Origin of the sequence: Mesorhizobium sp. M7D.F.Ca.US.004.03.1.1 (assembly GCF_003998635.1) — a bacterium.
In the GTDB taxonomy this organism is placed as follows: domain Bacteria; phylum Pseudomonadota; class Alphaproteobacteria; order Rhizobiales; family Rhizobiaceae; genus Mesorhizobium; species Mesorhizobium loti.
In genome coordinates this window covers 1-5,292 of sequence record NZ_RZQG01000401.1, presented here as the reverse complement: position 1 = coordinate 5,292, position 5,292 = coordinate 1, and the positions used below count along the sequence as shown (strand labels likewise).

Below are 5,292 nucleotides of genomic sequence, written 5' to 3'. Positions count from 1 at the left end.
GGTCACGCCGTGCACCTGCGCGATGACCGAGGCGGTCGGCACCATGGTCGGGTGAACGCGCTGCTCGATGCCGCTCTCGGTGCGCTGGGCGACACCAAGCAGCTTGATCCGGTAGCCAAGATCGCCGGCCGCGCGGATGTCAGCCTGGGTGATGTTGGAAATGCCTTCCATGTAGATGTCGTTGGCGGCGATCCTGGTGCCGAAGGCAAGGCTGGTCAAGATCGACAGCTTGTGCGCGGTGTCCTGGCCCTCGATGTCGAAGGTCGGATCGGCCTCGGCATACCCCAGCCGCTGCGCGTCCTTCAGGCAGGCGTCGAATGAGATGCCCTCGGCCTCCATGCGGGTCAGGATATAGTTGCAGGTGCCGTTGAGGATGCCGAACACGCGGGTGACCGAATTGCCGGCCATCGCCTCGCGCATCGTCTTGATGACCGGAATGCCGCCCGCCACGGCGGCCTCGTAGTTAAGCAGCACGCCCTTCTTCTCGGCGATCTCGGCCAGCGCCACGCCATGCTTGGCGAGCAGCGCCTTGTTGGCAGTGACGACGTGACGGCCGGCTTCGAGTGCCGCCTTCACCGATGAGCGCGCCGGCCCCTCGTCGCCGCCGATCAGTTCGACGAACACGTCGATTTCGGCGGCCTGCGCCATCTTGACCGGATCGTCGAACCACTTTGCCGAACTCAGATCGACGCCGCGATTACGCTTCTGGTCGCGCGCCGAGACGGCGGTGACGATGACGTCACGGCCGCACTGGCGGGTCAGCTCCGCCGCCTTGTCGCGCAGCACGCGCGCCACCGACGCGCCAACCGTGCCGAGGCCGGCAATTCCAACACGCAATGGTTCAGCCATGTCCGGCGACGTCCCTCAAGTCAGATCAAATTGCGTGCGGCAAACTTACCGGTGAGCGGAAAGCGGAACCACATTGTTGGGTTGCTTGGCGCTGGTCGCCAGGAAGCGCTTGATGTTGCGCGCCGCCTGCCGGATCCGATGCTCGTTCTCGACCAGCGCAATGCGCACGTGATCGTCGCCATGTTCGCCGAAGCCGACACCGGGCGCCACCGCCACGTCGGCATGTTCGATGAGCAGCTTGGAGAATTCGAGCGAGCCGAGATGCCGGAACGGCTCCGGGATCGGCGCCCAGGCAAACATCGACGCAGCCGGTGCCGGAATGGTCCAGCCGGCGCGGCCGAAGGCATCGACCATCACGTCGCGGCGCTTGTGGTAGATGTCGCGGACCTCGGCGATGTCGGCGCCGTCGCCGTTGAGCGCGTGCGCTGCAGCCACCTGGATCGGCGTGAAGGCGCCGTAGTCGAGATAGGATTTCACCCGCGTTAGGGCCGAGATCAGCCGCTCGTTGCCGACGGCAAACCCCATGCGCCAGCCGGGCATCGAGAAGGTCTTCGACATCGAGGTGAACTCGACGCAGACGTCGATCGCGCCCGGAACCTGCAACACCGAAGGCGGCGGATTGCCGTCGAAATAGATCTCCGAATAGGCAAGGTCGGACAGGATGATGATGTCGTTCTTCTTGGCGAAGGCGACCACATCCTTGTAGAAATCGAGCGAAGCGACCAGCGCCGTCGGGTTCGACGGATAGTTGAGGATCAGCGCCAACGGCTTCGGGATCGAATGCTTGACACCACGCTCAAGCGCCGGGATGAAGCCATCATCGGGCTCCACCTGCAAGGAGCGGATGACGCCGCCCGACATGATGAAACCAAAAGCGTGGATCGGATAGGTCGGATTGGGGCACAGGATCACGTCGCCAGGCGCCGTGATTGCCTGCGCCATGTTGGCGAAGCCTTCCTTCGAGCCAAGCGTGGCCACCACTTGCGTATCGGGATTGAGCTTCACGCCGAAGCGCCTGTTGTAGTAGGCGGCCTGGGCGCGGCGCAGGCCCGGAATGCCGCGCGACGAGGAATAGCGGTGCGTGCGCGGATCGCGCACGACCTCGCATAGCTTGTCGACGATGGCCTTGGGTGTGGGCAGGTCCGGATTGCCCATGCCGAGGTCGATGATGTCGGCGCCGCGCGAACGAGCGCTGGCCTTGAGCCGGTTGACCTGCTCGAAGACGTAAGGCGGAAGCCGGCGAACCTTGTGAAATTCTTCCATGGCAGTTCCAGACAGCAAAGGGGGTATTGGGCGCGCGCTATATACTTATTTGCAGGTAGGGTCGAGGGCGGGGTCGCATTTGGCTTCGATCTGCTTCAGCGTTTCGTCGCCATGCTTCTTGGCGAGATCCGTCAGTGCCGCCTGGTTGGCGACCTTCGGACCGCCGCCTTTGGCTGCCTGCGCGTTCTCGTCCGCCTTCAATTGCGCAAGCTTGGCGTTCTTCTCGGCTTCGGTGAACTGCGGCGCCGCCACTTGCGGCTTGATGTTCAGGTTTGGAAAGGTGCCGGTATCCTTCGGCCCCGTCCCCGCAGCAATAGGCGTCGGGCCGCTCGTGTTGGCGCTCGAGCACCCGGCAATCCCCATGAGGACGATCGACGCGCCGATGCGGCAAAAACGTCCGGCACCGAAAAAAACAGTCTCGCCAATATTAATCGTCATATTGTTTCCTTGGCAGCCGAGGTAAGCGAGATTGGACCCGGTCGGATGTCCCATGTTAATATGTCAAGAAAAGGCCTCGGGAGGAACCCCGCCAACCATGTCCAAAACACCCGATTCGGGCAAAGCGGAAGATGACGAGCCTTCGACCGTCGAGCAATATCTGGTGAAGGACCCGGAACGCTTCGCTCTGAACATGGCGCGCATGATCGAGCAGGCCGGCAAGGCGGCGTCCGCTTGGGCCGAGCCGCGCGAAAAAGGCGACGTGCGCGATCACGTCGCCGAGCCGGTTGTCGACATGGTGAAGACCTTTTCCAAGCTCAGCGAATACTGGCTTTCCGATCCGCAACGCGCGCTGGAAGCGCAGACGCGGTTGTTCTCCGGCTACATGACGGTCTGGGCCAACGCCATTCAGCGCACTAGCAACGCCGCGGAAGCCACCGAAGACGCCGTCAAGCCGGAGCGCGGCGACAAGCGCTTCCTCGACCCCGAATGGGGCCGCAACGCCTTCTTCGATTTTCTCAAGCAGGCCTATCTCGTCACCTCGCGCTGGGCGGCCGATCTGGTCGAGCACGCCGACGGTCTGGACGAGCACACCCGCCACAAGGCCGGCTTCTACGTCAAGCAGGTGTCCAACGCCATCTCGCCGTCGAATTTCATCCTGACCAATCCGGAACTGTTTCGCGAAACCGTCGCCTCGAACGGCGAGAACCTGGTTCGCGGCATGAAGATGCTGGCTGAGGACATCGCCGCCGGCAAAGGCGACCTGAAGCTGCGTCAGGCCGACTATTCACCCTTCGAGATCGGCAGGAACATCGCCACCACCCCTGGCAAGGTGGTTGGCCGCAGCGATGTCGCCGAGATCATCCAGTATGACCCGGCGACCGAGACGGTGCTCAAGCGGCCGTTGCTGATCTGCCCGCCATGGATCAACAAGTTTTACATCCTTGATCTGAATCCCCAGAAATCCTTCATCCGCTGGGCGATCGAACAGGGCCACACCGTGTTCGTCATCTCCTGGATCAACCCGGACGAGCGCCACGGCGCCAAGGGTTGGGAGGCCTATATCCGCGAGGGCCTGCAATATGGCCTCGACACGGTCGAGAAGGCCACCGGCGAACGCGACGTCAACGCCATCGGCTATTGCGTCGGCGGCACGCTTTTGGCGGCAGCACTGGCGCTGATGGCGCGAGAAGGCGACGACCGCATCAAGTCAGCCACCTTCTTCACCACGCAGGTCGACTTCACTCATGCCGGCGACCTGAAAGTGTTCGTCGACGAGGAGCAGGTCGCCGCGGTGGAAAAATCGATGAGCGAAAAGGGCTATCTCGACGGCACCAAGATGGCGACCGCCTTCAACATGCTGCGCTCGGGCGACCTGATCTGGCCCTATGTCGTCAACAACTACATGCGCGGCAAGGATCCCCTGCCCTTCGACCTGCTCTACTGGAACGCCGACTCGACCCGCATGGGCGCGGCCAATCACTCTTTCTACCTGCGCAATTGCTATCTTGAGAACAATCTCTCGCGAGGCATGATGGAGCTGGCGGGCCACACGGTCTCGCTCGGCGACATCACCATCCCGATCTACAACCTCGCTTCCAAGGAAGATCACATCGCGCCAGCGCTTTCGGTATTTCTCGGCTCGAAATATTTCGGCGGCAAGGTCGAGTACGTGATGGCGGGATCGGGCCACATCGCGGGTGTCGTAAACCCGCCAGCATCCAACAAATACCAATACTGGACCGGGGATACGCCAACGGGCGACTTCGGCCAATGGGTAGCCAAGGCCACTGACCACCCAGGATCCTGGTGGCCGCACTGGCAGAGCTGGATAGAGGCCAAGGACAACACTCGCGTGCCGGCCCGCAAACCCGGCAAGCATATGAAAACCTTGGGGGATGCTCCCGGTACCTATGTGAAGGTGCGTGTGTAACGGACTGTAATGTCTGGTGAGTTGACGGGCCGGTAAAAGCGGGCGAAATGGTGTCGTCAACCATCAAGCAGCCCTAATTTGGCAATCACTGCAAAAATACTTTCAGGCTTGCGGATTTGACACAGGTCTCGTTTCCGGATCGGAGACAAAGGTCACCTTGACAGCGACGTATGCGTGCCGCGCCAAGGATACCGACCGGGCATCGAGGGGGAATTTGACTTTGAAATCAGCAGGATGGAGCCTCGCAAAGGGAGAACGCCGCGCCATTGTGGCAGCGCTCTGTTCCTTGCTTCTGGCCTCCTGCACCTCGGCTGGTGATCCGACAATGTCGGTCGGAATGCCCGGCTACAATGCCACTGCATCGGACATAAGTGCTGCCTCCAGCGGCAAGGCGACCGTCACTTCCGATTCGACCGAGCAGACGACCGTGATGACGGCAAGCGATACGGCGCTGCCCGAGAAGGTCGCCTATGTGCCGATGGCCAATCCCGCAGCCGCCTTTCCGCTGACCACTCCGGCCGGCGCCGAAACGATCGTCGGCAACACGCCGCAGTCGCTGACGCAGCAGGCACAGACGGCGCAGCAGAACGACACGGTTGCTCAGCAGATCGCAGCCGCCGACGCCGGTGTAAACGCGCAGAAGCCGACAGCTGCTCCGGCCATGAACAACCCGGTCTATGTGACGGCTGGCGAGATGCCCCAGGCCGAAGCACCAAAGAAAAAAGGCTTCCTGGCCTCGATGTTCGGCGCCACGCCGGCCTCGGCGACGCCCCTTATCAACACCCGATCGGGAGAGCAGCCCCCTGTGC

4 protein-coding genes and 1 pseudogene are annotated in these 5,292 nt (G+C 62.2%); 2 read left to right on the top strand and 3 right to left on the bottom strand.

Annotation, left to right across the window (positions count from 1 at the left end):
- From EN935_RS21045 to EN935_RS21035, 3 genes are all read right to left on the bottom strand, one after another.
- A partial coding sequence (locus EN935_RS21045) for a homoserine dehydrogenase (protein ID WP_164771235.1) occupies positions 1 to 849 on the bottom strand: 849 nt, incomplete at its 3' end.
- Positions 850 to 894: 45 nt separating this feature from the next.
- Positions 895 to 2,112 carry an LL-diaminopimelate aminotransferase gene (locus EN935_RS21040; protein WP_109671540.1) on the bottom strand — a complete coding sequence of 406 codons (1,218 nt, stop codon included), beginning with the start codon at positions 2,110 to 2,112 and terminating at the stop codon, positions 895 to 897.
- Between the two features lie 45 nt (positions 2,113 to 2,157).
- Complete coding sequence (locus tag EN935_RS21035; RefSeq protein ID WP_245462835.1) at positions 2,158 to 2,604, bottom strand: hypothetical protein; 447 nt, start codon at positions 2,602 to 2,604, stop codon at positions 2,158 to 2,160.
- Positions 2,605 to 2,647: 43 nt separating this feature from the next.
- Here EN935_RS21035 and phaC point away from each other — a divergent pair, with 43 nt between their 5' ends.
- The gene (gene phaC, locus EN935_RS21030) at positions 2,648 to 4,483 is read left to right on the top strand and encodes a class I poly(R)-hydroxyalkanoic acid synthase (protein ID WP_109671541.1); all 1,836 of its coding nucleotides are present in this window, start codon (positions 2,648 to 2,650) and stop codon (positions 4,481 to 4,483) included.
- 214 nt (positions 4,484 to 4,697) lie between these two features.
- Positions 4,698 to 5,292 (top strand): annotated as a pseudogene (locus EN935_RS21025) (peptidase M15A); the annotation flags it as partial.

What these genes read in the sequence shown, in the direction of transcription:
- EN935_RS21035 (WP_245462835.1), bottom strand. Translation starts at nt 2,604, where the DNA reads ATGGGACATCCGACCGGGTCCAATCTCGCTTACCTCGGCTGCCAAGGA.
- phaC (WP_109671541.1), top strand. Translation starts at nt 2,648, where the DNA reads ATGTCCAAAACACCCGATTCGGGCAAAGCGGAAGATGACGAGCCTTCG.
- EN935_RS21040 (WP_109671540.1), bottom strand. Translation starts at nt 2,112, where the DNA reads ATGGAAGAATTTCACAAGGTTCGCCGGCTTCCGCCTTACGTCTTCGAG.